The 25,731-nt window shown below is 43.3% G+C and carries 24 protein-coding genes and 1 tRNA gene; 8 read left to right on the top strand and 17 right to left on the bottom strand.

Translation table 11 applies throughout. The annotated features are described in order from the left end of the window. Positions 1–6 precede the first annotated feature (6 nt). From rplC to JMW39_RS10045, 7 genes are all read right to left on the bottom strand, one after another. Entirely contained in the window at positions 7–645 is a 639-nt protein-coding gene (gene rplC, locus JMW39_RS10075; protein ID WP_201546354.1) for a 50S ribosomal protein L3, read from the bottom strand. Positions 646–693: 48 nt separating this feature from the next. Beyond that, positions 694–1,005, bottom strand: a complete 312-nt coding sequence (rpsJ, locus tag JMW39_RS10070) for a 30S ribosomal protein S10 (RefSeq protein WP_010196670.1) — start codon at positions 1,003–1,005, stop codon at positions 694–696. Positions 1,006–1,470: 465 nt separating this feature from the next. Beyond that, positions 1,471–3,060 carry an Rne/Rng family ribonuclease gene (locus JMW39_RS10065; RefSeq protein ID WP_201546353.1) on the bottom strand — a complete coding sequence of 530 codons (1,590 nt, stop codon included), beginning with the start codon at positions 3,058–3,060 and terminating at the stop codon, positions 1,471–1,473. 119 nt (positions 3,061–3,179) lie between these two features. Next, positions 3,180–3,884, bottom strand: coding sequence for a Maf family protein (locus tag JMW39_RS10060; RefSeq protein WP_201546352.1), 705 nt, complete (start codon positions 3,882–3,884; stop codon positions 3,180–3,182). Positions 3,885–3,953: 69 nt separating this feature from the next. Next, a complete protein-coding gene (gene mreD, locus JMW39_RS10055) occupies positions 3,954–4,439 on the bottom strand; it encodes a rod shape-determining protein MreD (protein ID WP_201546351.1) in 486 nt (161 codons plus the stop codon). 133 nt (positions 4,440–4,572) lie between these two features. Continuing rightward, on the bottom strand, positions 4,573–5,433 hold the full coding sequence (gene mreC, locus JMW39_RS10050; RefSeq protein WP_201546350.1) for a rod shape-determining protein MreC: 861 nt from the start codon (positions 5,431–5,433) through the stop codon (positions 4,573–4,575). Between the two features lie 395 nt (positions 5,434–5,828). Further along, positions 5,829–6,857 (bottom strand): rod shape-determining protein, encoded by a 1,029-nt coding sequence (locus JMW39_RS10045; protein WP_227679484.1) that lies wholly within the window; start codon positions 6,855–6,857, stop codon positions 5,829–5,831. Between the two features lie 34 nt (positions 6,858–6,891). Between JMW39_RS10045 and JMW39_RS13340 the strand changes: the two genes are divergently transcribed. The 6 genes from JMW39_RS13340 to JMW39_RS10020 all read left to right on the top strand — a co-directional run bounded on the left by JMW39_RS13340 (position 6,892) and on the right by JMW39_RS10020 (position 11,989). Then, entirely contained in the window at positions 6,892–7,014 is a 123-nt protein-coding gene (locus JMW39_RS13340; protein ID WP_265088398.1) for a hypothetical protein, read from the top strand. A 585-nt stretch (positions 7,015–7,599) separates the two neighbouring features. After that, positions 7,600–7,914 (top strand): Asp-tRNA(Asn)/Glu-tRNA(Gln) amidotransferase subunit GatC, encoded by a 315-nt coding sequence (gene gatC / locus JMW39_RS10040; protein WP_201546349.1) that lies wholly within the window; start codon positions 7,600–7,602, stop codon positions 7,912–7,914. Positions 7,915–7,983: 69 nt separating this feature from the next. Next, positions 7,984–9,486, top strand: coding sequence for an Asp-tRNA(Asn)/Glu-tRNA(Gln) amidotransferase subunit GatA (gatA, locus tag JMW39_RS10035; protein WP_201546348.1), 1,503 nt, complete (start codon positions 7,984–7,986; stop codon positions 9,484–9,486). Beyond that, entirely contained in the window at positions 9,486–11,012 is a 1,527-nt protein-coding gene (gene gatB, locus JMW39_RS10030) for an Asp-tRNA(Asn)/Glu-tRNA(Gln) amidotransferase subunit GatB (RefSeq protein ID WP_201546347.1), read from the top strand. The genes gatA and gatB overlap by 1 nt, the downstream gene beginning before the upstream one ends. A 114-nt stretch (positions 11,013–11,126) precedes the next feature. Beyond that, positions 11,127–11,203: transfer RNA gene (locus JMW39_RS10025), tRNA-Pro, on the top strand. Between the two features lie 123 nt (positions 11,204–11,326). Next, positions 11,327–11,989, top strand: coding sequence for a hypothetical protein (locus tag JMW39_RS10020; protein WP_201546346.1), 663 nt, complete (start codon positions 11,327–11,329; stop codon positions 11,987–11,989). A gap of 391 nt (positions 11,990–12,380) precedes the next feature. Here JMW39_RS10020 and JMW39_RS10015 read toward each other — a convergent pair whose 3' ends face one another. Further along, positions 12,381–12,683 carry a monooxygenase gene (locus JMW39_RS10015; protein ID WP_201546345.1) on the bottom strand — a complete coding sequence of 101 codons (303 nt, stop codon included), beginning with the start codon at positions 12,681–12,683 and terminating at the stop codon, positions 12,381–12,383. Between the two features lie 142 nt (positions 12,684–12,825). Here JMW39_RS10015 and JMW39_RS10010 point away from each other — a divergent pair, with 142 nt between their 5' ends. Beyond that, a complete protein-coding gene (locus tag JMW39_RS10010) occupies positions 12,826–13,761 on the top strand; it encodes a DUF1853 family protein (protein ID WP_201546344.1) in 936 nt (311 codons plus the stop codon). 33 nt (positions 13,762–13,794) lie between these two features. Here the strand turns inward: JMW39_RS10010 and JMW39_RS10005 are convergent, their stop codons facing one another. The 7 genes from JMW39_RS10005 to JMW39_RS09975 form a co-directional block, all read right to left on the bottom strand. Continuing rightward, the gene (locus tag JMW39_RS10005) at positions 13,795–14,325 is read right to left on the bottom strand and encodes a DUF2726 domain-containing protein (protein WP_201546343.1); all 531 of its coding nucleotides are present in this window, start codon (positions 14,323–14,325) and stop codon (positions 13,795–13,797) included. Between the two features lie 326 nt (positions 14,326–14,651). Further along, entirely contained in the window at positions 14,652–15,857 is a 1,206-nt protein-coding gene (locus tag JMW39_RS10000) for an SPOR and LysM peptidoglycan-binding domain-containing protein (RefSeq protein WP_201546342.1), read from the bottom strand. Between the two features lie 296 nt (positions 15,858–16,153). After that, positions 16,154–17,551 (bottom strand): bifunctional folylpolyglutamate synthase/dihydrofolate synthase, encoded by a 1,398-nt coding sequence (locus tag JMW39_RS09995; RefSeq protein ID WP_201546341.1) that lies wholly within the window; start codon positions 17,549–17,551, stop codon positions 16,154–16,156. Between the two features lie 242 nt (positions 17,552–17,793). Next, positions 17,794–18,690 (bottom strand): acetyl-CoA carboxylase, carboxyltransferase subunit beta, encoded by an 897-nt coding sequence (gene accD / locus JMW39_RS09990; RefSeq protein WP_413786231.1) that lies wholly within the window; start codon positions 18,688–18,690, stop codon positions 17,794–17,796. 358 nt (positions 18,691–19,048) lie between these two features. Beyond that, positions 19,049–19,873: a tryptophan synthase subunit alpha gene (gene trpA / locus JMW39_RS09985; protein ID WP_149490955.1), complete on the bottom strand. Its 825-nt coding sequence runs from the start codon at positions 19,871–19,873 to the stop codon at positions 19,049–19,051. 141 nt (positions 19,874–20,014) lie between these two features. After that, complete coding sequence (trpB, locus tag JMW39_RS09980) at positions 20,015–21,289, bottom strand: tryptophan synthase subunit beta (protein WP_227679482.1); 1,275 nt, start codon at positions 21,287–21,289, stop codon at positions 20,015–20,017. 100 nt (positions 21,290–21,389) lie between these two features. Next, the gene (locus JMW39_RS09975) at positions 21,390–22,073 is read right to left on the bottom strand and encodes a phosphoribosylanthranilate isomerase (protein ID WP_201546339.1); all 684 of its coding nucleotides are present in this window, start codon (positions 22,071–22,073) and stop codon (positions 21,390–21,392) included. A 226-nt stretch (positions 22,074–22,299) separates the two neighbouring features. On the opposite strand from JMW39_RS09975, the gene JMW39_RS09970 reads away from it, so the two are divergent. Further along, a complete protein-coding gene (locus JMW39_RS09970; protein WP_201546338.1) occupies positions 22,300–23,937 on the top strand; it encodes a cryptochrome/photolyase family protein in 1,638 nt (545 codons plus the stop codon). A gap of 63 nt (positions 23,938–24,000) precedes the next feature. On the opposite strand, the gene JMW39_RS09965 is transcribed toward JMW39_RS09970, so the two are convergent. Both JMW39_RS09965 and JMW39_RS09960 read right to left on the bottom strand, forming a co-directional pair. After that, entirely contained in the window at positions 24,001–24,258 is a 258-nt protein-coding gene (locus JMW39_RS09965) for a hypothetical protein (RefSeq protein WP_201546337.1), read from the bottom strand. Positions 24,259–24,498: 240 nt separating this feature from the next. After that, positions 24,499–25,239 carry a DUF4230 domain-containing protein gene (locus JMW39_RS09960; protein ID WP_201546336.1) on the bottom strand — a complete coding sequence of 247 codons (741 nt, stop codon included), beginning with the start codon at positions 25,237–25,239 and terminating at the stop codon, positions 24,499–24,501. Positions 25,240–25,731 lie beyond the last annotated feature (492 nt).

Here is a 25,731-nt window from a genome sequence, read left to right as displayed (position 1 = left end):
CCTTGCTTAGGCTTTGACTGACGGACGTACGATGACATCGCCACCGGTGGCACCTGGGATAGCACCCTTGATGACAAGTAACCCATTTTCAACATCAACCGATATCACTTCTAGGCCTTGAACGGTAACGCGTTTGTTACCCATCTGACCTGGCATTTTTTTGCCTTTGAAGACTTTACCTGGTGACTGGTTTTGACCAGTTGAACCAAGCGCACGGTGAGAGACTGAGTTACCATGAGTGGCATCTTGCATGCTGAAGTTGTGACGCTTCACGCCGCCTTGAAAGCCTTTACCTTTACTGTTACCTGTGACATCAACCATCTGACCTTGTTCGAACAAGTCAGCTAGGATCTCACCACCAATCTCACGACCTTCAAGATCGCTGTCATTGGCACGAAATTCCCAAACACCACGACCAGCGGCAACGCCAGCTTTAGCGAAGTGACCTTTTTGAGCTGCTGTTACGCGGCTGTCACGACGGGTACCTGTGGTAACTTGGATGGCTTGATAGCCATCTACATCAGTATTTTTTACTTGAGTAATGCGGTTAGCACTGATCTCAACCACTGTTACAGGGATAGATGCACCTGCTTCAGTGAAGACACGGGTCATGCCGCATTTTTTACCGACTAAACCGATCGCCATTTTAGACCTCTTTATATCTTATATTAATGGGTTGGGTGTTTATGTGCATTAACCCAAAGCAATTTGAACGTCAACACCCGCCGCTAAATCAAGCTTCATTAGCGCATCCACAGTTTTGTCGGTAGGTTGAACGATGTCAACCATACGCTTATGAGTACGGATTTCGTACTGATCACGAGCGTCTTTGTTTACGTGTGGTGAAGTTAGAACGTTGAAGCGCTCAATGCGAGTCGGCAACGGTACAGGACCACAAACTTGCGCACCGGTGCGCTTTGCAGTATCAACAATCTCTTGTGCAGATTGATCAATCAGACGATGATCAAAAGACTTAAGACGGATACGGATTCTCTGGTTAGCCATGCCAGCAAGCTCCTAATATGTGCCTTTGTCATTCTTGCTTTGCAAGGATATGAGCAAAAGCCGTTTGGTTAAATATTCACTTAAAGCGGCCTTCTGTTCTAAACCAGAATGAGTTCGTTAACGGAACTTATAGCGTACTAAAAGTAAAATAGTTTAAAGCCCCGCCGACCCTTCCATTATAGGATGTCAGCAAAGGCATAATGAAATAGTGCTAGAAACGATGCTCTAGCTGTCATAGCGCCAGCTGTTTGATTGGCTGCGCATATATAATTCAGTGGTGTGTATTATACATAATTTTTAACCCATTGCAAGGAGGTTATTTGCAATGATGGCAGATAGTAGTTGATATAAAACATTATTTGTACACTACGTCCCTACTTTTTATAGAATTATTGGTCATTAAAGATTAACTTATACAGTCGCTAGTTTCTACACTACTTGCTTTGGGTATTTAATAATAAACACTTAATCTAGAACAATATCATACTGCTCTTGGGTATAAAGATTCTCGACATCAAAGGTAATCACCCTACCCAATAGATACTCTAAATCTGCCACTGTGTCCGATTCTGAAGTCAGTAATAAATCAATGACTGCGGCATGAGCAACGACGGTAAATTTCTTTGGTGAGTTATACGTGCGAGCACAGCGCATGATTTCACGGAATATCTCAAAGCAGACCGTTTCAGCGGTTTTGACGAAACCGCGTCCTTGGCAGGTCGAGCATGGCTCACATAGCTGCTGACCTAACGACTCTCGAGTGCGCTTGCGGGTCATCTCAACCAAACCAAGCTCACTTACTTGGGTAATTTTGGTTTTCGCGTAGTCTTGTACTAACTGTGACTGCAAACTCTCAAGGATATCGTCTTTATGCTGCTGCTCAAGCATATCGATAAAATCTAGAATGATAATGCCGCCTAGATTACGTAGACGCAGCTGCCGCGCTATGGCATGAGTGGCTTCTAAATTGGTTTTATAAACGGTATCTTCTAATGAGCGTGCCCCAACAAAAGAGCCGGTATTGACATCAATCGTCGTCATCGCTTCGGTTTGATCGATAATCAGATAGCCGCCTGACTTTAAGTCAACCCGCCGTTTTAGGGCATCACGCAGATCGTCCTCGACGCGGTGCACGTCAAACAATGATTGCTCAGCGGTATAATGCACAATACGGTCATAAACAAAAGGGACAAACTCTTTAGCAAAGTATCTCACCTGCTCATAGATTTGCGCATTATCAATCACCACTTTTTCGGTATCAGCATGGACCAAATCGCGAATGGAGCGCAGTGGCAGCGATAACTCTTGATAGATAAGCTCGGAGCTTTGATTGGGCTTCATTTCTTGGCGGCGGGCACAAATGGTGCGCCATAACTGCAATAAGTAGTAAATATCTTCTTCAAGTTTATCGACAGGGACACGCTCAGCTGCTGTACGCGCAATGAGTCCACCTTTTAGGTTGACTGTCTGCATCAGGCTAGTAAGTTCAGTCTTGAGACGCGTACGCTCCTCATCGCCATCAATACGTTGCGATATACCAATATGCTCACTTGATGGCAGGTACACCAAGTAACGTGACGGCAGTGATATATTAGTGGTTAAGCGTGCACCCTTGCTACCGAGCTGGTCTTTGGTCACTTGTACTAAAATACGTTGGCTTTCGTGCAGACGATGCTGGATAAGGGTTTTTGCAACGGGTACGACTTCAGTTTGTGGAATGACAACCGGCGGCGTAACAGCTAGGTCATCAGTAGTGGCTTCTATGACAGTAGGTTCATTATCGGTAGTGTGATGGGCTTTACTTTTATTTTCAGCGACTGGACGCGGCTCACGCTGCATATCGTTGACATGTAAAAACGCCGTGCGCGATTGTCCAATATCAACAAAAGCCGCTTGCATACCAGGAAGCACCCTTACTACCGTGCCCAGATAGATATTGCCGACCAAACCCAGTTTATGATGACGCTCAATATAAACCTCGCCTAAGATACCATTATCTAACACGGCGACGCGCGATTCCATGGGACTAATATTAATCAGCAGCTCTTCGGACATAATATTTTCTCTTATCACTCAGCTTTCTTGTGAAGCGTTCATAGTTTGGTAGCCTCACAGTGTAGCAAATGCGCCTTGCGTTTGCCCATCACCCTACCGTGTCATTATGTGCATAAGCATTAGGAATCTACTTTTAGCGAATTGAAAATCTTGGCTTTATCCTCTTTTATCTCATTGATAAGCGCCAATGTCTGTGCAAGCGGCAAACCAACCACATTAGTATAACTGCCATTGATACGGCTCACCCATGCTGCACCAAAACCTTGAATGCCGTAACCACCCGCTTTATCAGCAGGTTCGCCGCTTTCCCAGTAATCACTCATCATCTCTGTGCTGAGCGCTATAAAAGTCACTTCGGTGCGCTCAGTGATTTGTTGCTGATTAACGACTTGCAATACTGGTTCGTGATTTAGGTCGTTAGCCGCTTTAAAGGATAATGACACCTGAGTTCCTTGCACCGCTGTCCAGACTTCATGGACATTATCGGACATCTGCTGCCACATGCGATAAGCATCTTTACGATTATCTGGTTTAACCAATACTGTCTTGCCATCTGCTAAGACACCGATGGTATCAGCGGTTAAAATAATGATTGATTCAAGTAAATCAGTTTGATTTTTTTTTAAGTTTTTATTTAATTCTTTGTTTAATTGTTGGAGTGCCGCCTCTGCCTTGGTAGCGACCATGCGTTCAATGTAATCTTTAGGGGATTCATTAGCATGCGGCGTTTCATCAATATCGACGCTCATCACCGTAAAGTCGAGTTGCGCCCTAGTTAGCAGCTCATGACGGCGCGGTGAGCCAGACGCTAAAATGAGTTTCATCACTATTCTCTTGTTTTATAAATTTTTGATTTTTGATTTTTGATTTTTGCAGACAGATAAGAGTATAAGCTAGCGCGCAAATTTGCGTAGTATAAATAGCACCAGCGGCCAGCTTATGATACTCATTAATAAGGATAAGACAGATTGGGCGACAAAGGTATTTTGGATAAACATCTGTAATATCCATAAAGTCACTTGGAATATGACCAATCCTAAGCTTGCAATGAGCCAAGCGCTGATGGTATTTAATTGTCTGATATAAATGCTGGTGACTTTTATTACCATTGCGACCATCACGGCGGCGAAAGCTTGCTGACCTAAATGTGTGTCCATTAACAAATCGGCGATAATACCAATAGTAAAGGCACCAAAAATTCCGATATAACGGGGCTGAAACAGGAGCCAAAAAATCAGCACCATCATCATAACCATCGGGCGCAATGTTGCCATGCTCGGGCTTAAGGGATAAACACTGAGCGATGAGGCGACAATAAAGCTCAGGACAATCACGGCAAGCAACAGCCCCGTTGCATGTTCAGAATCAGGATATGCCATGAATACTTACCTTTAGCGAATATTTAGCGGCTGCTATGTAACGATTTATCTAGCATTGGTGGGAATAAAAGCGGTGGTTAAGAGGTTGCTGTGACTATTATATTTATATTGAGTTAAAACAGCAGGCAACCTATCAATCTTCCTTAATGTCTGTGTTATTTTTATTAACTATTTTGTCTTGTAGTACCAGCACGTAAGCATTGTCGATAAAGTTTGCCGCTGGCGTGACTTCAATGCTTCTAAAGTTATCCTCTTGTGTGTCTTCAACATGGGCAATGCGACCAACTCGATAGCCTGCTGGTATACGTCCGCCCAATCCTGATGACACCAACTCATCGCCGACGCGCACATCTGAGGTTTTAAAAACATAATTAAGGCGTAAAGACGTCGGTATACCCTCACCCGTGACAATAGCCCGCTGTCCAGTGCGTTTGACCGTCACGGCGACAGATTGCTGCTCATCGGTAATCAGTAATAAGCGGCTGGTATTGGGATAGACATTAATAATCTGCCCTAAGATACCGTCCTCATCAATAACCGTTTGACCCACTTGCACGCCATCTTGCTCGCCTTTATTAAGGACGACAATTTGCCTGAGTAGATTGGTATCGGTACCAATTACTTGAGCCAAATTCAAATCAAATTGTTCGGGACGCGTCGTCGAGAGGATACCTTGCAAGCGGGCATTTTGTGCCAAGATATAATCTTGCTGCTGGAGCTTGGCTTGAGCATGGATGAGTTGCGATTTGAGCTGCATATTTTCGCGGCGCAGCGCTTCTTTAGATTGCAGACTACCGCTTGACCAGTGTTTTGCATAGCTTGGCAATAACGATAGCTCATAAATAGGCTGCATGGCGGCATGGGTGGTGGTGCGTATCGGATTAAACCATTCAGGATTTTTGCTATCAAACCACATCAGTACCAATGCCACTATCAATACAATAGCAGTCTTACGCAGTGCGAGTGGCTGGCGAGCAAAAATACTTGGAATCATAGTTGGTCTAATCTAGAGGTTTTAATGTGAGCAATAACTGCTACTTGACATAACAGTAACAAATATCAAGCTATAAAATATGACCTTATCGAATTCTTACTTAGCATCTTACAAATAGCAGTGATAAATGTTAGAAACCGATTACCAGTTAATATAAGTCAGTTAATCTAAATAGTAGTGCTAGTTAATTTTGGCATAGGTTTTGGTATGGGTTAATGTTATTAAAGGCAACCTGATTGGCTACCTTTAATAGAATAAAACGAATAAGAAAAAACGGTTTTTATGATAAATGGCTCACGCAATGTCATTTTAGCGTTTATCAAGCACAGCAAATGTAGCTATGCTCAATTACCACCTATATAAACAGTACCCACTATTATATGAACAATAGCAATTTAGACAAAAATCATATTTAGACTTTTGTTATTGATAAAATCAAGAGCAATACCACCGCCGCGACTGACGCAAGTTAATGGGTCTTCAGCAACGGTCACAGGTAAACCCGTCTCTTTTGAAATCAGCTTATCCAAACCTCTTAATAACGCGCCGCCGCCCGTCAATACAATACCGCGTTCTGCGATATCTGATGACAGCTCAGGTGGTGTTTGCTCAAGTGCAGTTTTTACCGCGCTGACGATACCGCTTAATGGATCGCTGAGGGCTTTTTGCACTTCTTCAGAATTGACCGTAAAGGTCTTTGGTACACCTTCTGCCATGCTACGACCGCGAACTTCAACTTCTAGCTGGCTATCTTCATTTAATGCCGAGCCAACTTCTTGTTTGATACGCTCAGCGGTGGTTTCACCAATCACGCAACCATGAGTACGGCGCACATGCGTGATAATCGCTTCATCAAACATATCGCCACCGATACGAATCGACTCGGCATAAACGCAACCTGACAGTGCGATAACGGCAATCTCAGTGGTACCACCACCGATATCAACCACCATCGAGCCACTGGCTTCATGGACTGGCAAGCCAGCGCCGATTGCCGCCGCCATTGGCTCTTCTAGCAACAATACTTTGCTTGCGCCGGCCGATGAGACCGCTTCGCGAATCGCTTTACGCTCAACGAGGGTCGACTTACATGGCACGCAAACCACGACGTTAGGCTGGGCCATAAAACGCTTGGCTCTAACCTTAGTGATAAAATGCTTGAGCATTTTTTGCGTCACTTCAAAGTCTGCAATCACACCGTCTTTTAACGGGCGAATCGCCGTAATATTGGCAGGGGTACGACCCAGCATTTGCTTGGCATCAATACCAACAGCAGCAACGGTAGGGTTTTGGGTGCGATTACTGCGTAGCGCGACCACCGTAGGCTCGTCGAGCACCACGCCTTTACCAGGAATAAAAATAAGAGTGTTCGCAGTACCGAGGTCGATTGCGATATTATTTGATAAGAATCCAAACAGGTTCATGACTAATATATCCAGCGTATTACAAATGAGGCGAATGAGGCGAACGAAATTGACTGAGGGCTTACTCGTCAGTATTAAGCAGGTCGTCGTTGGACATGACCCGTCGCGAGAGTTTATCATCGCAACCAGTCAAACCGAAGCAATAATGATGAAATGAAAAAACTGAGCTAAATTATACCGATTTAGCTCAAAAAAAACACAGATATTTGCATCAGCACGCTAGAATTTTGGGCTTAAGCCATAAAAATTGTTACAAAGTTTGAAATGGCGAATAATACCACTCCCTTATCTGAAACATCATTTAATTCAATAACTAACAAGGTGCTACAGCCATGTGACATTGCTGCTAATGGCTTTACTTAATGGTTTGCTCAGCAGTTTGTTTAATAGCTTACTTAACGTTGAGCTTAGTAGTGCGTGCATACTGTAACGTATTTCATAACCAAATAGTGAGCAATTGATAATCAATCCATAACTATCTGGTCAATTTTGCAAATCTCTTTATTTTAGTAAAGTTAGTAAAGTTAGTAAAGTTAGTAAAGTTAGTAAAGATAGTGCAGCAATCAAAGCCCATGTTCTGTAATCTTGGCTAAGATGCTTTATAATAAAGGCACTCTCTATAAAACATACAGATAATGCGCTTTTTTAATATATTTTGGTGCTTTAGCCATTATTTGTCTGAACACTGACCTATTTGATTTATTCTCTACTCTAATAAAAACTGTCCTTCACTGGAGAAATTATGTCACAGCCAATCACAGCAGCTGAAAGCAATGTCAGCCGTCAAGAAATTCTAGAAGTTGCCCGCCTTGCACGCTTAGGTGTCGATGAATATACCGCCAGCAGTTACGCCGATGATATCAGCAAAGTGTTAAAGCTGATGCAAACCCTTGGCAATGTAGACACCACTGACATCAAACCTTTATCAAATATTCATGAAGTTTGCCAAGATTTGCGCGCCGATGTCGCCAAACACGATATCAATCGCGAGCGCAATCAATCGATGGCGCCTGCTGTCGAAGCGGGTCTATACCTTGTGCCACAAGTGATTGAATAATTATTATAACAATTCTTACCTTTATTTTATCCTATTTACTGCTATTCACATTTTGACGGACGACACCTTATGTCTGAACTTCACCTCTTAAGTACCCAGCAGCTTATTACGGGCTTGCAAGACAAACAATTTAGCAGCCTTGAGCTGACTGAACACTATATCAAACGCATCGATGCGCTTGATAGTAAGGTTAACAGCTTTATCACTCATACCTCTGAAACTGCGCGCGCGCAAGCACAAGCGGCAGACGAGATGCGTGCCCAAGGCGACAAGCGTCCACTGCTTGGCGTACCGATGGCGCATAAAGATATTTTTTGTACCCAAGGCGTATTGACAACTTGCGGCTCAAAAATGCTGCATAACTTCATCTCACCTTATGATGCGACTATCGTTTCAAACATCGATAAAGCGGGCATGATCAGTCTTGGTAAGCTCAATATGGATGAGTTTGCGATGGGCTCGGATAATGAGAGCTCGCATTATGGCGCGGTACACAATCCTTGGAATCTAGCGCATGTACCCGGTGGCTCATCAGGTGGTAGTGCCGCTGCGGTCGCTGCAGGCTTTGTCCCCGTTGCTACTGCTAGTGATACGGGTGGCTCTATTCGCCAGCCTGCATCATTTTGTGGTTTAACGGGTATCAAACCAACTTATGGCCGTATCTCGCGTTTTGGTATGATTGCTTATGCCTCCAGTCTTGATCAAGCAGGTAGCATGGGTCGCAGCGCGATGGACTGTGCGTATCTGCTACAACCAATGATTGGTCATGATCCACGCGATGCCACTTCTATCAAATACGATATGCCAGATTATGTCCAAGACTTGAATGCTGCAGTAACGGCTGCTGGTGATGATGCGAAGCCATTAGAAGGCTTACGTATTGGCGTAGCAAAAGAATACTTTACGAGCGGACTAGATACGGAAGTCGAGCAAGCGGTACGTGCAGCGCTAAAACAATACGAAGAGCTTGGCGCAAACATTGTAGAGGTCAATATTACTGACCCTGAGATCACCCTTGCGACTTATTATATGCTTGCCCCAGCTGAAGCGTCATCTAACCTGTCACGTTTTGACGGCGTACGATTCGGTTATCGCTGTGAAAACCCAACTGACCTTCTCGACTTGTACACGCGCTCACGCTCAGAAGGCTTTGGCCCTGAAGTACAACGTCGTATTTTGACTGGTACTTATGCGCTATCGGCGGGTTACTTCGATGCTTATTATACCAAGGCACAAAAAGTACGTCGTATCATTGTCAAAGACTTCGAAGACGCCTTTGCTAACTGTGATGTCATTGCCAGTCCAACTGCTCCTACAGCTGCTTATAAGCTTGGTGAAGATCTAGATTCTGCCACAATGTATTTGGGTGACGTTTACACCATTGGGGTGAACTTAGCGGGTTTACCTGCGCTTAGTCAGCCGGTTGGTTTAACCTCAAACGGTCTACCAATTGGATTGCAATTGATTGGTCAATATTGGCAAGAGAGCAAGCTGCTCTCTACCGCGCACCTATTCCAGCAGCATACAGACCACCATTTACAACACTCTACCATCGCGAAGGAGACGGTATAATGAACACAGCAACTACTACTGATCATGCCGCTCACCAAGAGATCGTCCGCAAAGAGCTGTTCGTCGATGGCTATGAAGTGGTCATCGGGATTGAGATTCACTGCCAGCTAAATACAGAAAGTAAAATATTCTCAAGCGCGCCAACCGACTTTGGTCACGAGCCAAATACCCAAGCCAGTATCGTTGACTTAGGTCTACCAGGCGTATTGCCAGTGTTAAACAGTGGCGTCGTCGATCGTGCCTTAAAATTCGGTATCGGCGTCAATGCTGAGCTAGGGCTATTTAACACCTTTGACCGCAAAAACTACTTCTATCCTGATTTGCCAAAAGGCTATCAAATCACCCAAATGGCCAACCCTATCGTTGGCAAGGGTTATATCGATGTCGTGGTCAATGAAGGCGAGAAAAACGAATACCCTAAACGCATGGGCATCACCCGCGCGCATTTAGAAGAAGATGCCGGTAAATCAGTGCATGATGCTGTCGATGGTATGACGGGCGTTGACCTTAACCGCGCTGGTACACCATTAATCGAAATCGTCTCTGAGCCTGATATGCGCTCAGCTTATGAAGCTCTTGCTTATATTAAAGCCATTCATCAACTGGTCACTTGGCTTGGTATCTCAGATGCCATCATGGCAGAAGGCTCATTCCGCTGCGACTGTAACGTCTCTGTGCGCAAGCCTGGAAGCGAGCTTGGTACGCGTACTGAGCTCAAAAACCTCAACTCGTTCCGCTTTATCGAGCGTGCCATCAATCGTGAAATTGAACGTCAAGTCGATATCATCGAAGATAGCGGTAAAGTTATCCAAGCAACGATGCTTTATGATCCAGAGCGCGATGAAACTCGCACCATGCGTACCAAAGAAGACGCCAACGACTATCGCTACTTCCCTGACCCTGACTTGCTACCTGTCCGTATCGAGCAGCATACCGTTGATAGCATTCGGGCGGCGATGCCTGAATTGCCTGTTGCCCGCCGTGCGCGTTTTGAAGAAGCGCTTGGTCTTTCTGAGTATGATGCTCGCATCCTAACGGGTAGCCGTCAAATTGCGGATTACTTTGAAGCCGTGGTCGCAGAAGTTGGGCAAGCAGATGCCAAAATGGCGGCTAACTGGGTCATGGGCGACCTGCTAGGCGCGCTAAACAAAGATGATAAAGAAATTACTGACTCCCCTATCAGTGCCAAGCAACTGGCTGGCATGCTAGCCCGCATTAAAGACGATACCTTGTCTGGCAAATTGGCTAAGAAGGTCTTTAGTGCTCTCTATGAGCGCGAAGGTGGCGATGCTGATGATGCGGCTGACAAAATCATCGAAGAAAAAGGTCTTAAGCAAGAAACTGATACGGGCGCGATTAAAGCCATCGTTGAAGACGTCATTGCGAAAAACCAAGCGATGGTTGAAGAGTATCGCGGCGGTAAAGAAAAAGCGTTTAACGGTCTGGTTGGTCAAGTGATGAAAGCCAGTCGCGGTAGTGCCAACCCACAGCAAGTAAACCAAATCCTAAAAGAGTTACTAGGTTAAGGTTAACTGCTCATTGGTTATGCTGACTATTATAGGTAAAATGCGATTGTAGATTTTGGCTAAAATAAATAGCCCTTGCAATATGCATAATTTTGCGTAAAATAGTCAGTCATTCGGGGCGTAGCGCAGTCTGGTAGCGCACTACACTGGGGGTGTAGTGGTCGCAGGTTCAAATCCTGCCGTTCCGACCAAACATAGTAGTAATAGAGAAAAGCCAATCATTGTTTTCAATGGTTGGCTTTTTTTTGAGTTCTATAAACTAGGAGTATTGGTGTAATATAGAAAACCACTCTATTGAATAGATTAAATATAGTATGAACAATCAAAACTGTCATGAGTTCTGGATGTTGGCCGAATCGTTGAAAGTTAATGACATTGTGGCATTATGGTGCGACCAAGAACCTACTGAATTCAATAATTTTATTCAACAGTCAGGCTTTAGTCCTTCTTGTGCAGATGCTAAACGCGCTTCCTTAGAAGACGCTTTATTGAAAGGTGACCTTGATTATATAGACGAAGGAATACCATATAATAGAAACAAGTTATGGACTGGAGGTGAGGTCAGTGAGTTAATACAGAAAAATAGGTTGAGAATCGAAAAGGCGGAGCTTAGAAGATGGTTTGATTTAAAGTATACAAGCGGTCAGCTTAAAGAAATTCCAACATTTTTGGATGAAGAAAAGCAACGTTCACAACTATTGCAGCAGCAGCGGGAATCTGAAACTTCAGCAGACGAAGAATTAAACCTCAAAGATAGCGCCTATCACTTGATATCAGTCTTAAAAGATTTACTGCTTAATCCTGATACTAATGCTTATCACTTTAAAACAGACAATAGTAAAAGTACAAACCAACCAACACAAGCAGGGCTTGCAGAATATATTGATGCAATGAATATTAAAGGTTTAAAATCGAGAAATATAAACGGTATATTTTCAGATGCTAATCGCTTGTTAAATGATGCTCGAAAGAACTAATGCTCTCATATTATCCAGATTGCAAATGCAAGCTACAAATTGCAAATGCAATGACCTAAACGACTCTACCTCATAAATTAGCAACCATAAGCCGCATCAATCAAGTTACGGCTAATATGGAGCTACCACATGAAATACTTAAAAAAAGCTAGAGTCTCAACTAGTACAAAATCATCATTCCAAAAGCTATTTAACAAACCACCCAAATGGTCGCTTTGTTTATTAAAATTTCTAATCATTATCCTAGTACCTTTATTGTCAAATGCACCAGATATTCAGCTTAATTTTTATACCATTAATATCCTATTTTAAATTTAAACATATAAGAAAAAGCCAATCATTGTTTTCAATGGTTGGCTTTTTTATATTTAATTATTCTTCATTCAGTATTTTACAAAGACGCTTTGGTAATCGCACTTAGTGCTTCATTAATGATAAATACTTTAGATTTAATGTCTTTGAAACCAAATGAAGTCAGTCTTTTGGTATGCTTCTCTAAATATCTATTAGCATCCTCTAAATTGTCAAACACATAAATACCGCCCGCTTCTTGCGTCTCTTCGTTTTCTGTCCATAGTTTATAGACCAGACCATTTTCGGTTGCGATATCTTCGGCCAGCTCTTTCATGGCGTCAAAAAATGCACTGCCAAAAGGTCCACTATAAGGAAAGTCGATTTGCAAAAGGTATTTCATAAGTTAGTCCTCATTATTATTGAATGATTGGCAAAGTATATGCTGCCAGACGATTACAATCTTAACATATTGCGATTACCTATAGACTTTTAGCAAGCGAGCCGTTAGGGTAAATTCTCCATTACTCAATTTGCTTCAAACTATGATCGAGCCTACCACCCAGCCTTCTCCTACTCTCATGAATAACGCACCTTGGGAAGCATACCAGCGACCTTATGTACGTGATTTGGCGTATGTACTTGCCTGCCCTAACGTCTTAACCGAATGGCTGGACTTTGTACCGCATCAGAATACACATACCGTATCAGTACATAGCGCAAGCTTTTGGCGACAGCAGTTTGAAGCCTATCAGCAGCGTTTAAAAGAGCTGGATAGCACCATTGCTTATCAGGCGCTGACCCGCTATTTATTAAAACGTCCGAGCCCCAATCGCTTGGGTTTTCACTTTGAAGGCCTGTTATCGTTTTGGTTACAAGATGGCTTTGCGCGTAAGTTGCATCCGTATGAGACGCTTGCTAGTAACGTGCAGTTATACAATGGCAAACGGACGATTGGTGAGCTGGATTTGATTTTATATAATCACCAAGAAAATCTGGTCGAACATTGGGAGCTTGCGATTAAGTTTTTTATGGGCTCAGCACCTTTTGAGCCTGAAAACTGGGTCGGTATCAACTCTAACGACAATTTACAACGCAAAATGAGCCATATGCAGACCAAGCAGTTTCGCACGGTTTGGGTAGATACTGCAAGTCATGGACAAGTCAAAATTGATAAGCGCTATGGCGTGATAAAAGGGCGATTTTTTTTACCTATGGCAACTACCAGTTTTAGCTATCCGTCTTGGCTATCACCAAGCTTTCCAATGCACGAATGGTGCGATAAAACTGATAGCGAAACTCTTGCGGCGATTGACATCAGCACATTGCGCGCTGCTCATTATATCGAATGGTTTAGTAAGCGCGACTTCTACGATAATCGTCGGCTACCACTTATCAATTCTAAAAATGCTATCTTAAAAACAGGGCTATATTTTGAAGGTGATAGACCAATCGTTATTTATCCTAGAAAGCCCAACTAAGCAAAAGATAAAGGTTAAGTTTTTACTATAATCCTAATAACTCTCAATCACCTGCATCAGCTCATATCTGAGCATATCGGCACTTGGCATACGCTCGGCATGAAAGCGCACGATAGCAATACCGGCACTGGCAAGCGCTTTATCCTTTTTATCGTCCGCCTTTTGCCGCGCTTTACTATTATGCGTCCAATCATCAAGCTCGATGGCGAGCAAAGTAGTCTGAGCATCGATATCAACGATGACATAGTCGACGCTTTGACGACAAATACGATTGAACCAAAAGCTACGTTCGGAGGTTTCACTGCTATTGGCTTCGATGATGCGTGACAGCTGAACTTGGACAAAAATATGATATTCGGGCAAGGAATTTTTTAACTTGTTAAAAAATATCACTTCCGTGTTCGTCATGATAGGCATTGGCGCAAAGGGCCAAATAGCCAGCTCATCACCGCGCACAGGTGGCGGCTCAGGCTCAGCGGCCTGTTTGTTAGAAAACAGTTTTGGCAGGATAATTAGCCCTACAAACCCAACCGCCAGTATTAAAAATATAACGCCAAATGACATGGTTTTACCTTATAGATAATGAAAGCTGTCAGGTACGTGTCATGATGATGTCATTAAAATGACGACACATAGCCAACCGTAACAGGGCAGCCTTTGTAGGCTGACAGGTTATACAGTACAGAGAGAAACAGAAAGAAACAGGAAAGAGCGGCGCTCATCGTAACCAAGCTTGCCCAAATCGGCAAACGATAAAACAAAAAACACGACAATAGATGTCGTGTTTGAATAAAATTAGTAAGAACGATAAAAATATCAATGAGACTAATTAAAATTGTGCTGTTTATTTAGCGATAATGGTCATCATATTTCAGCAACTTAAATTCATTTTAGCGCCAATATAAAACCCAAGCACTGGTGGTATTAACTTTTGGGTCACTATTAATCTTATCTTTTAATGCCAATGCGGCCACTTTACCACGCTCAGGACCAACGACAACGCGTACGCCGCGACTGGTAGTACTGGTCTTAACTTGATAACCCGCAGCTTGGAATTTCTTTGCCAACTCATCAGCTTTGGCTTGGTCATTTGCCAGCGCCACTTGCACCCCAAAGCTACCTTTAGCATCGGTTTCTTTCACTTCTTTACGCGCTTCACTAAGTTTTTGCTGTGCTTCACGTTTGGCATCGGTCGACTTCTTGGCTAATGCTTCTTCTTTTTGACGCTTGTCTTCACGCGCTTTTTCAGCTGCTGCCGCCTCACGTGCTAAGCGATCAACCTGCTGACGAGATGGAATGGTAATATTTTGACCCAGTTGTAGCGAGGTCGATGGCGAAAGATTATTTGCTTGAGCCAACACTTCTACTGGTATATTGTGTTGCAGTGCCAGTTTAATCAGCCCGTCACCTTTTTTTACTTGGTAATCAGATGGCGATTTTGGGGCTTCATTTTTAGCTACTTGCGCTGCCTCACGCTTTTTCTCAGCGGCAGCTTGAGTATCCGCTTGTTTTTTGGCGTCTGCCTGTTTTTTAGCTTCAGCTTCCTTTTTACTGTCTGATAATTTCTTAGCAGCCGCTTGTTCTTTAAGCGCGGCTTGGCGCTGTGCTTCTTGTTGCAATTGGACAGCTTTTTTCTGCTGACGAGCGTTTGCATCATTTTCAGCTGAAGCAGTCATAGTAATGGTATTGGGCTTTACCGTTGGCGTTATAGCATTATTTTTTTCTGCTTCTAGCGTTTCATTATCTTTAGCCGCTGGTGCGCTACTGGCCATATATTGCTGACTTTCGGCACGGGCTTTTGCCAATGCTTGCGCTTCAGCCGCTTCTTGTTCACTTAAAAACTGCTGAGCACGCTTTTCTTGTTCAGCAACGCGAGCGGCGCGCTCTTTTTGTTTTTGTGCCAAGATGCGCTTTTCAGTCTCGATATCAGTCGTCAATGGCTGCGGAGACTCTTGCACGGGGCTTGGTTTATCTATCATCGCTGATGCTGGCTGGGGTTTATTGCTATCACCAATTTGTTGCACCATGGCGTATAGCATCACGCTACCGCCTATAATCATCCCAATGCCCAATAAGGCTTGTCTCGAAAAGTTCATCCGTTTACGTCTCTTAGTTGGTAATAAGGTTGATTGAGCGGCGCAACTGTCGTTTAAAAACTGTTATTTCAAAAATGTCGCTTCAAAACTATGCTTAAATAGCTTTAATAAACAGTCTTTATAGTTAAATAGTTGCCATTGCCGCCGGTTACGTCCATTCATTTTTAAATATCATGCGGAGCTTCTATCTCATAGCATTGTATAGCAGGATGCTAAATCAATTTGATTATAAAGCATATTTTTCATACTGTCTGCCATCATGCTACTGCTAAGACTAACATTAAATAAGCACGATTTTAATTTAAATGATCAACCGCAAGTGCCGCTAGCGCTTCGCCAATTGTATGGAACGAACCACATACGACGATTAAGTCTTGCGCATGACTACCATCTATAACGGCATAAGTCGCTTCTGATAGACGTTTAAACTCATGTATTTGCGAACTATCAACGTAGCTTGCCAATATACCTTGCAGCTGCTCAGTGCTCGCCGCCCGTGGATAATCAATCTCAGCGATAAACCAATCGCTAATGGGCAAGCCCGCTTCGGTCAAACGCTGCACGACCCTATTAATATCCTTATCGCCCAACATAGAAAATAGCATTTTAATGCTGGCGGGTTTGTGTTCAGCTTTATTGTTTTGACTGCCGCCTTGATTGAGAGCATCAACGCTATTTTGCGTTGCCAAATGCTGCTGCCAAAGCGGTAATAATTGCGCCAACAAAAATTCAACACCTTGCTCGTTATGCGCCACATCAAATAACCAATGGCGATTATGCGTCTCACGATAATCAAAACGACCAGCCAGCTTGACCGTCTGCAATGCCTGTACGATAGCACTTTTATCAATATTTAATGGACTTGCCAGCACTACTGATAAGGCATTGGCCGTGTTAATCAATGACAGCGCGGGACGTGGCAATTGCATGGTGATAGAGGCATTGCTATATTGCCAAACGTCTGTCTCCACTTCACGATAATCAAAGTCTTGCCCAGCTTGATAACAGCTTGCCTGATGCGTATCAATCGCTTGCTGCACGCTAGCTGGCATCGCAGTAGCGCCATAAACTAAGGTAATGCCATCGCGTAAAATACCCGCTTTTTCACGGCCAATATCTTCGACATTATCCCCTAGCCAATCGACATGATCGATAGCAATGTTAGTAATCACTGCCATATCAGGATCGATGATATTGACCACATCTAAGCGACCGCCAAGCCCAACTTCTAACACCCAGACATCGCAGTCTGCTTCGGCAAAGATTAATAATCCTGCAAGTGTCGTCATCTCAAAAAAAGATAAGGTTAAACCACACTGTAATCGCGCTGCTTCTACTTTGTTAAACGCATTGATTAAAGTCTCATCGCTGACCATCTCGCCATTGATGTGCACCCGCTCGTTAAATACACTCAGATGCGGTGATTGATACAAAGCGGTCTTATAACCTGCCGCTTGACACATCTGCGCAATGACCGCAGTCGTTGAGCCTTTACCATTGGTACCCGCCACAGTAAATACATAAGCATCGTCTTTGGCTGACTGTACCACACCTAACGCCTCGGCAACCGGTAATACTCGCGACAACCCCATATCTATCGCCGAAACATGAATCTGCTGCATATAATCAAGCCATTCTGTCAAACTCGACTGCTCAGTAGGTGTATTAGGGGTAGAAAGTGAAAAGTCAGACATGGACGGAACCTATATAGAATTTTTCGAAAAAATAGAGAATTAAACAGTAGTTAATTAGGAAACAGAGACAGTATATAACTACCTAACCAAAAAGCAAAAAGCAAAAAGCAAAAATAGCATTTACCGCTATTGACGATAAATGCTATTCGTTAAGTATTGTCTATTTTTCAGAGTCTAGCACGCTAATAAAAGCTTATAAACTCAGTTTACCTATCTATTCACTGATTAAGAATAAGTGGCGGTTAAGCATCAACATTAGGCACGCGACATAATTTAGCCAACAAGCGATAAATGGTATCAATCAATTGATGACGATGTACCACTTCATCGACCACGCCATGCTCTAATAAGAACTCGGCACGCTGGAACGGCTCTTCTAACGTCTCACGCACGGTCTGCTCAATCACGCGCTTACCAGCAAAACCAATCATGGCTTTTGGTTCTGCTAAATGGATATCACCAAGCATAGCAAGTGATGCTGTCACCCCGCCATAGACAGGATTGGTCAATATCACAATATATGGCACGCCAGCAATTCTCAAACGTTCAATCGCTGCTGCAGTTCTTGCCATTTGCATCAATGATAGCAGCCCTTCTTGCATACGCGCACCGCCAGAAGCAGCAAAACATACCAAAGGGACTTTATCTTTAAGAGCTTTTTCAGCGGCCTCTACAAAACGGTCGCCGACCACCGAGCCCATAGAGCCACCCATAAAGCGGAAATCAAAGGCACACGTAACGATATCAAGATTGCGCAATTTACCGTACATCACAATCAGCGCTTCAGACTCGCCTGTCTTATCTTGTGCTTCGGTCATGCGCTGCGGATACGGCTTACTATCCACAAAGCTCAATGGATCTTTAGCAGTAAATTGTTGTCCAAGCTCACCTTCTACTTGATCGAGCAGCCAGTTTAAGCGCTCACGAGCACTCATCGGTAAATGATGGTCACAATGCGGGCAGACGTAACAATTAAAAATCAGCGCAGTATTGGTAATCATGGAGTGACAGCTACTACACTTGGTTGACGGTTCGGTCTCTACCGCTGTCAAAGGCGCAGTCAGTTGGTGCTTAATGCCCGGTATCGGACGGTTAAACCATGATTGCCCAGCAGTATTAGCATTGTTAGAAGTAGTCATATCAGGTTTTATTATCGTGTCAGTCATAGTATTCGCCATTATCAAAGGCTTATCGACAAGTTGGCTCGTTTACTTGTCCCTAAGAGTCGTTTTATAAGAATCAGTCTAAAAGTTACATACCTTCATAACATGAGCAGCTATAAAGCACGCTTACGCGCAACTGTAACAATTTATATGTGATGTTAGTTTACACACGTAAACTAACTTTAGCAAAGTCATTTGACGGTGTCTTTATAAACATTGTTATAAAAGTTGTGATAAACCTTACTATAAAACCGCTATCGCCCCTCTTACGAATAATAAGACAATGACGTTGCTAAGCCATTCACACTTTGATGCCAATACCTTCGATATAATATTAGACCGTCAAACTATCGAGTGCGCCGCGTAGCTCGTCCATTTTCGCCATGATTTTTTGCTGAGCACCAGCCACCGCAGAGGCGTCGCTTGCATCTATATCAGCGAAGTTCTGCACCAGCGCACTACCAACAATAATACCATCGGCATGCTTACCAATCGCTTTGGCGGACGCTGCATCACGAATACCAAAACCCACACATACTGGCAAATCTGTCTCCGCTTTAATTGCCTGCACTTGGGTGGCAACATCATCAGTATCTAGCGTTGCTGAGCCAGTGACACCTTTTAAAGACACATAATAAATATAGCCACCACAATGAGTCAGCACTTGCTCACGGCGCTCAGGCAAAGTAGTTGGCGATAATAAGAAAATCTCATTCATCGCATGCTCAGTTAAATGCTGAGTGAAGCTACCCGCTTCTGCTGGCGGCAAATCAACCATCAAAATGCCATCAACGCCTGATTGCTCACATAAGGCGACAAAGCTATCATAACCAATGATTTCAACGGGATTAAGATAACCCATGAGGATAATCGGTGTCTGCGTGTCTTGCTGACGGAACTCTGCGACCATTTTTAATGCATCACGCGTACTAGTACCTGCTGCTAATGCTCGCTCTCCAGCCAATGCGACCGTTGGACCATCTGCCATTGGGTCAGAAAACGGCAAGCCAACTTCAATCATATCCGCGCCATGTTTGACTAAGTCGTGTAACAAACCAACAAAGCTATTAGGTGTTGGATCGCCTGCCATCACATAAGGAATCAGGGCTTTTTTATTTTGGGCTTTTAAAGTCTCAAAAGTGCTTTCAATTCGGGTCATAGTGGTCTCTTAATTATTATTAGCTGAACTTTCGACTCTTTATTTGATAAATAATATTCATTAGAAAATTCTTACAAAATAAAGAGTACTAAGTCATTTTTCTGATAAGGAGTCATTCAATTACTACTAAAACAATAGCAGCTACAACTCAATCCCTTCCGCCTTCATCACTGAATGCAAATCCTTATCACCGCGACCTGACATATTAACGATAATAGTTTGCTCAGGAGTCATCGTTTTAGCCAGTTTAAGCGCATAGGCGACCGCATGAGCAGATTCAAGCGCAGGGATAATCCCTTCTTTACGTGTCACTTCATGAAAGCCTTCTAGCGACTCTTTATCGGTACAACCCACATATTCAACGCGCTTCATATCTTTTAAGAAGCTATGCTCAGGACCAACGCCCGGATAATCAAGACCTGCCGAGATAGAATGCGTCTCTTGAATTTGACCTTCATCATCCGCCATCAGATAGGTACGGTTACCATGTAAGACACCGATACGACCAGCGGCCAATGGTGCTGAATGGCGACCAGTTTCTATGCCATCACCTGTCGCTTCAACCCCATACATTTTTACTTCAGTATCGTTTAAGAAATCAAAGAACAGACCAATAGCGTTTGAGCCACCGCCAACACAAGCAACCAACGCATCAGGCAATTTACCCGTCATTTGCAAATGCTGGATACGCGCTTCTTTACCAATAATCGCTTGGAAATCACGTACCAATAGCGGATAAGGATGCGGGCCTGCAACAGTCCCAATAATGTAATAAGTGCTATCCACATTGGTGACCCAGTCGCGCATGGCTTCATTCATCGCGTCTTTTAAGGTACGTGAACCAGACGTTACCGGTACGACTGTCGCACCCAGCAAACGCATACGATAAACATTCATCTTTTGGCGCTCGACGTCATCCGCACCCATATAAACGATACACTCTAGTCCTAGGCGCGCGGCGATTGTCGCCGTAGCAACACCATGTTGACCTGCACCCGTTTCAGCGATAATACGTTTTTTACCACTCATCTTGGCAAGTAGCGCTTGCCCGATGGTGTTATTCACCTTATGAGCGCCCGTATGGTTGAGGTCTTCACGTTTAAAATAAATCTGCGCGCCACCAATCTCATCACTTAAACGCTTGGCATGATAAAGCGGCGTTGGACGACCAACATAGTTGACCAAATCGTTATGATACTCTTCCCAAAACGCCGGATCGGCTTTTACTTTGGTATATAGCGCCTCTAACTCTTCTAATGCTGCCATCAGCGTTTCAGAAACAAAACGACCGCCATGAACGCCGAAATGTCCACGCGCATCAGGATATTGGTTAAAGTCTTGTACGTTTTCTGGATTGGTAAAGGTATTGATGGCTTTAGCAGTGGCAGATACATCTTTGCTCGCGACATGACTCATGATAATTCCTACTATAATAAGTGGTATTTTTTAGAATAAATAAGGGGGAAATATTTTACGTAATTAGCTATTTAACGGCTAGAAGTTCACGGCTACAAAGCTAATTACTGATATTCGAAGGTTCGCTAAGCGTCTCGTTTTGCCATCGGTCGCGTTTGACCGCTTTCATAAAGGCACGCATTTTGGCAGTGTCTTTTTTGCCTTTGTCCGACTCAATCCCACCGCTGACATCAACAGCATAAATAGGCAGCTCTAGAGTAGCAGCGACATTATCGGCGTCAAGCCCACCCGCTAAGATAATAGGCAGCGAGCTGTCTTGCGGTAGCAAACTCCAGTCAAAACGTGCACCTGTACCGCCATACTTATGCGGATGATAAGCATCTAACAAGATACTGTTCGCGCCAGCGGCAGCAAACTCATTAATCTCGGCGCTTACGCTAGTAGCGGTGTGCTGTTCCGTATTGATACGCAGCGCTTTTATCCAGCGCTTATTGACCGCACTTGCCAGCTGCTGACACTGCTCGGGCGTTTCATCACCGTGGAATTGAATGATATCAAAAGAGACACGGTTTGCCAGTTCAATCAGTTCTGCTCGCGGCATATTTACCACCAATGCCACGACACTTATAAAAGCTGGCAAAGAAGCACTTAGCAGTTGCGCCTGCTCGATAGTAACAGCGCGCGGACTCGGTGGATAAAACACCAAGCCAACGGCATCGACACCCAACTGAGCAGCAATTTTAATATCACTAGGCTGGGTAAAACCACAAAACTTAACCTGCATAATGTGACCTTATATATAACACTGAGTAGATATAACACTAAATATGACGTTGATAAATTGGCTTGACTAACATAGCGGACAATAAATACTCATTACCAACGCTAAAAAGCAAATATGATGATTTGTTAATTGAATGGCAAATCCATTGCATCCAAAAACTTATCCTAGCATACTTTTATTCACAGTTTTGTTTATGATTGCGATTGATTAATATAGGAATAGTAGAATGTCTAAAACGGTCGCGGAAACGCCTCATCACACTGCTAGCAATAATACGACGAGCGTAAACCCAGCTCATTATTTAATGTGGTTCCGTCGTGACCTGCGAGTTCATGATAATACGGCATTGGCAGCGCTTTGCGAGCGTGCAAATGAGGATAACGCGCGAGTCAGTGCTATTTTCTTTATGACGCCTGAGCAATGGCACGCGCATGATATGTCACTTCCTCAGCTCGACCACATCGCCCGCACCTTGCCAATCTTAGCAACATCTTTGCAAAAACACTTGAATATCAACTTAACCGTACAAGTCTGTGCAAGCTTTTCTGACTGTATTGGGTCGCTAACCACGTTGTGTGAGGTAAATAATATCAGCTGCGTAATGGCCAATCACGAATATGAAGGTAATGAGATTGACCGCGATAGAGAACTAACCAAGCAACTAGAAAACAATGATATTGAATTCATCCGCTGGCACGACCAATGTATCTTGCCACCAAAGACCATCACCACCAATGACGATAGCATGTATCAAGTTTTTACCCCATTTTATAACAAATGGCGACATACTTTAGATGTTAGCAGCTTACAAGTACACCAAGCCATGGCGGTAAATAACCAGTCAAAAACCACCTTAAAAACTGCAAAAGACAGTGCTCATACTGTCAAAGACATAGAACAACTAAGTAATAAAGCCGTCAAAGATTATCAAAAACTGTTAGAGAATAGCGCGGATTATCAGCACCTTAATACTGACACTCAGCTTGACCAAGCTAGGATGGCGTATCCTGCGGGTGAAGTGGCTGCATGCCAACGTTTAGAGGATTTCATCGCTGATGATATTAATAACTATGACATAAGCCGTGACGTGCCAAGTTTACAGGCGACCAGCCAGCTATCAGCCTACCTCACTATTGGGGCAATCAGTCCAAGACTTTGCTATCTACAAGCCACAAAAGCCCTAGAGAAATTACAGGGTAATGATAGCGACAATTTTGATAGCTTTGATAAGTCCGATAACAACGATATTAACCGTTGGATAAGTGAGCTGGCTTGGCGTGACTTTTATCGTCATGTTTTAGACTATAAGCCCGAGCTTATTCGCCATAAAGCGTATAAAGAAGAGACAGATAACAAGATTAACTGGTCATATAATCAGGATGATTTTAAGGCATGGTACACAGGTAAGACAGGCGTGCCATTGGTCGATGCGGCGATGCGCTGTCTCAATGCGACAGGTTTTATGCACAATCGCTTGCGCATGGTGACGGCAATGTTTTTGACCAAGGACTTACTGATTGATTGGCGCTTGGGCGAGCGTTACTTTATGCAGCAGCTAATAGACGGCGACTTTGCATCAAATAACGGCGGTTGGCAATGGAGCGCGTCGACAGGCACAGATTCAGCGCCCTACTTCCGTATTATGAACCCTTTTAGCCAAGCTAAGACCCATGATAGCGATGGCGAATTTATCAAGGCATGGCTGCCTGAGCTGAAGGACGTACCTGCCAGCATCTTGCACAGCGAGGATAAGATGCGACAGGCATTAACAAAAGGTGGTAAGTTTGCTGACATTGATTACCCAGTACCGATGGTCGAACATAAAGCAGCACGCCAGTTAGTGATTGCTGAATTTAAAAGATAGCGTTGAATTTAAAAACTGTAGTAAATTTAAAAAACAGTGCCGCTGATAGTTTCGATAAAAATACTAGCTGTCTATTTTCAACAAACTGATTTCCAACCCATTTTGGATCAAATTACCAGTCTGTATTAAGCTACTTTGTGGCGCCCTAGCCGTATCTGAATTTACTATTCGCGTTTTAATCGTATAGATGGCATAGATTAATAAGCTAAAGCTGATGATCAACAATACCCAAGTCGCAAAAGATAGCGACTCTTTTTCTTTGCGGTGTTTGGTTAATTTGTGCTTCTCATGAGCAGAGGGCTGATTATTAGGAGTTGTCATATACGCCACCTCTTATATTATATGAGCTTATTTTATCGACAGTATTCATAAGACTATCGATAATAATAAATAAGTCCTGCTATATAATATAATAACCCTATTACCAATAATTTCAAGCAACATCTCTTAATCAGCGTAGCGGTTCATTAAAGTATTTTGAGTTAACTACTTATAATAAAATATTCTAGCCCTAAAACCTTGCGCTTCTTATTTGAATCTAAGATTAATAAAACCTAAGCATTAAGCCGTTGGCAATTGGCACGCCCCTGCGCCCTGCGTGGTTACCGTTACTACGGCGCCAGTCAATGAAAATAACTGCTGCAATTGAGTTTGCGCATTTTCTAACGCCATATTCATCACATCACCGCGGCAAGCACGCTCAAGCACTTCTTTTTTTGCCATACTTTGCGCTTGTTGCAAAATCTTTGGATCAACCTGCATCATACCAAAAGCGCCGGTTTGCCAATCATAAATTTCGATATCGTCTAGATAAACCGAAAATATCTCTGATGGCGGCAAGGTAATAGTGATTTTCGGCATCATTGAGACGGGCGTATTAGCATCAGCTTCCTGCACCTTATCAACATCAATCTCAGGTTGCACCACCTGTACCATCTCAGGCGTCAACTCACTCAAATCAATCCCCGCTTCTACGCGCCCGCGCGCAATGAACAAGCCCTTTTGCTCATCTTGCCACAGCTTCATCCAACTGCCTGGTTTTTGGCTAGTGATAACCGTATCGACACTAAACGCCACCGTCTCTAAGCGATTTAATTTCTGGATTTGCATCACTACCCCTTCGCGGGTAATGGTTTCTATCGGTTCTTCTTTGTTATTATTTTGCAAGCTATATATCGCAAAAACGAGCGCGGCAAGACCGATAAGCAATACCAGCCACGACAGCATCGAGATGGTTTTTTTCGCTTGCGGACGATTGGTGCTATTACTACCCACAGGAGAGTGGTTATCAGGGTTGACCATGTAAACTACCTCAAGGTTTTATTATTAATTTTAATCAGCATTTAATTGCTAAACATTAAACTTTTAATGCTATTTGTTTATAACGATTTCAAGCAGTTACTACCAATCCTCAACACAATCATATTTATCATCTACTCTCTACAAACTGCTTTTAAATAACAGTTGATATCTCTCTATCTACACAAGAAAAGTTACTAGCCATTCTTTCACATTAAATAAGCCTAACTTTGACTAGGGAGTTGCCAAAAAATAACTAATTTTCGACCTAATAAGCGGCTTATTTTTAACAAATCAGGCCGGTTTATATAATGTTTGGGATGAAACAACAAAAAGTCATTGCGTCTTAGGCGAACTTTACCTAACATAGTCAGATTGTATAAGCAAAATGTTGGCATGCACCCATTTTTCTGGCTTTTATGCTGAAAATATGATGCTGTCGATATTGATGTATTGATACAAAAATAAAAGTTCCACCCTTTTTGCAAGGCGTTT

The organism is Psychrobacter immobilis, from assembly GCF_904846175.1.
Taxonomy (GTDB): domain Bacteria; phylum Pseudomonadota; class Gammaproteobacteria; order Pseudomonadales; family Moraxellaceae; genus Psychrobacter; species Psychrobacter immobilis_E.
This window is presented reverse-complemented; position numbering and strand designations above follow the sequence as displayed.